This window comes from Campylobacter sp. CNRCH_2016_3089, assembly GCF_025772505.1.
Taxonomy (GTDB): Bacteria; Campylobacterota; Campylobacteria; order Campylobacterales; family Campylobacteraceae; genus Campylobacter_D; species Campylobacter_D lari_D.
Genome location: NZ_JAKMSF010000029.1, coordinates 1 through 2,480, shown reverse-complemented (window position 1 = coordinate 2,480; position 2,480 = coordinate 1). Strand labels below are relative to the sequence as shown.

Annotated in this window: 3 protein-coding genes; all 3 read right to left on the bottom strand. The window is 24.8% G+C overall.

Features of this window, described 5'->3' with window-relative positions:
- Positions 1–351: 351 nt before the first annotated feature.
- Entirely contained in the window at positions 352–696 is a 345-nt protein-coding gene (locus L8W69_RS09030; RefSeq protein ID WP_263666970.1) for a hypothetical protein, read from the bottom strand.
- 43 nt (positions 697–739) lie between these two features.
- A complete protein-coding gene (locus L8W69_RS09025) occupies positions 740–1,507 on the bottom strand; it encodes a hypothetical protein (protein WP_263666969.1) in 768 nt (255 codons plus the stop codon).
- Between the two features lie 148 nt (positions 1,508–1,655).
- Positions 1,656–2,480, bottom strand: an 825-nt coding sequence (locus tag L8W69_RS09020) for a bacteriophage T4 gp5 trimerisation domain-containing protein (protein WP_318529613.1), incomplete at its 5' end; no start/stop codon positions are given.

Genomic DNA, 2,480 nt, shown 5'->3' with positions numbered 1-2,480 from the left:
TGGTGGATGTTGCTTTTCCTCCTAAAGAAGTTATGTTTATTATGAATAGTTTTTTTGTTTTGGTTATTTTTTTAATTGTTGTTAAAATTCCTGATGGTGCTAAATAATACAAAGGTCTTTCATTGATATCTTTTATTAAATATTCTAGTATAATATTTCTAGAAGTTTCATTTTTAATAATATCTTTTAAAAAGTCCAATTCTTCTAGCGTCTGCCATTTATGAAAATCATCTAAAATAACACTTTTTTCTTGCCAATCTCTAAAACCTGAAATTCTAGCTAAAAAATCTCCAAAATCATAAAGTCCTATATAACAATCTTTTAATATCCTTAAGATGTTCCATTAATCCTTTATCTCTCATTTTCTAGCCTTTTTAATTTACAAAGAAGAAGTAAAACAATATTTATTAGTTTTCTAACAAGAAAGATAATTGCTAATAAGTAAAGCACTACTAATAATCCATATTTGACAAAAAAATATCCACCAAAAAATATTATAATTAAAAGCATACTATCTGGAATAAGCAATAAATATACAAAAGTATCATATATCCAGTTTATAATCTTACTAGAAACTCCATATTTACTTTTGCAATTTTTGCATTTTATTTCTAATTTGCCTGAGAATATATTCCAAATATTTTGTAATTTATTGATTTTTGTTTTACAAACTTCACATTCTTTATAAATAGACATTTATTTTTCCTATATAATTTAAAAATTATCTTTAAAATTTAAATTATCTTCCGCATGCATTTAATCTTCCTTTAGCAATATTTATGAAATAATTATATCTTTTTGCTTTATATATTGTTGGGTATATCATTTCTTGAATTTCGGTTTTTAGTTTTGTTTTATATAATAAATTCATTTTTTTATAAGAATTAATCATATTTTCTAATAACTGTTCTTTTTGAGGTATAGAACACATAAAGTTTTTATCTAGGCTTGAAGCAAATGGGATTAAATTAAAAAGAAAATAATCAGCATTAAAGGCTATTTTCATAAGTGCATAAGTGTCAGGCAATGCATCTATTTTGTTAATAAAAATGATATATCTATCCATAATGCTTATAAAATTATTCATTTCGTTTAAATTGGTAGTGCTATTAGAAGCAAGATAAAAATAATTAAGATTAGTTTCACTTTTTCTTCCAAATATACTTACTTTATTTCTAAGAGCTACCAAATAAGCATTGTCTAAACCTAAAATTTGCATAAATTTAAAATCTTTTTTAAAATTATGCATATAATTTAATAATTCTTTTTGATTAAGTTTTAATTCTTGATTTAAGTTTTGTTCTACAAAAACTTTTTTAAATTCTTCTTCGTTGCTCCAGAATAATTTAGATATCTCTTTTCTAATTTGATTTTCTTTTTCATAATAATACTTATCCCAAAAGATAAGCTCTAAAGGGCGATAAGCTAAGCTTATAAAAATAATCAAAGCTATAAGTAAACCGCAGGGTATATAAAATTTTTTAAGTTTATAAAAAGGTTTTTTCATTTATATTCCTTGGTATTTTAAAAATAGTTTATAAAATTTTCTATAAAAATCATAATGATATTTTTTTATACTATTTATTGTATTACTAATATTTGGCATTCTAAAATTTTTAAAATATAGTATTTATTTTCAAAAAAATACTATATATTTACTCCGCTTTAATTTCTCCACCTTTAACAACAAGGCCCTTAGAATCTATCACTACTTCTACTCCACCTGCTTTAATGATAACACAATCTGGTTTAGCATTAATCAATGTTTCTCCTACTTGTATAGTTGCCTCACTATCAGCCTTTAGATAGTGAGTTGTTTTTGCATAGGTAGTGATATTATCAGCCACCATACTTGTATTTTTATCGCTTTCAAATCCCATGGATTCATTGCTTGTAAAAAGAATATTGTCTTTGCTTTTATAATCTATCTCTTTTTCGCTCAAGACTTGTATTTTATTGCTTGTATTTATATTGTAATAACCTTCTATAATTTCTTTTTTGTTTCCTTTAACATTTCTAGTTTCATCTTTATGTATAATGGTATTTTTGTTTGCGCATATTTCAGTGTCTTTATTTTCTCCTATATATTCACTTGAATTTTTAGCTACTCTTAACTTGTTGTCTACTCCTACATTTAAAGTGTTAGATAATCCAACTATGGTGTCTTTAGATAAACCTACATTTATTAGATACTCAGCACCAACATTGACATTTTTAGCTAAATCTATGGTTTGCGTATGAACTTTTTTAATTCTTTCATTATAAATCCCATCCACCATAGAATCTTTATCATTTAAAATTCTTTGAGTAAAGTTGTGCTGAACCAATTCATCATAGTCTCTTTCTGCTTTTAGATAGATTTGTTCTTTATCTTTTAAGTTGGATAAAGTTAGTTCATTGTATCCTTGTTCGTATACTCCTATAGTTTTAGAGCTAATGGAAGTTTTGTGATCATGGTGTGGCAACGATACAAGAGGATC

Bases quoted from the DNA above. Each gene is read 5' to 3' on its own strand.
- L8W69_RS09030 (WP_263666970.1), bottom strand. From the start codon at position 696: ATGTCTATTTATAAAGAATGTGAAGTTTGTAAAACAAAAATCAATAAA.
- L8W69_RS09025 (WP_263666969.1), bottom strand. From the start codon at position 1,507: ATGAAAAAACCTTTTTATAAACTTAAAAAATTTTATATACCCTGCGGT.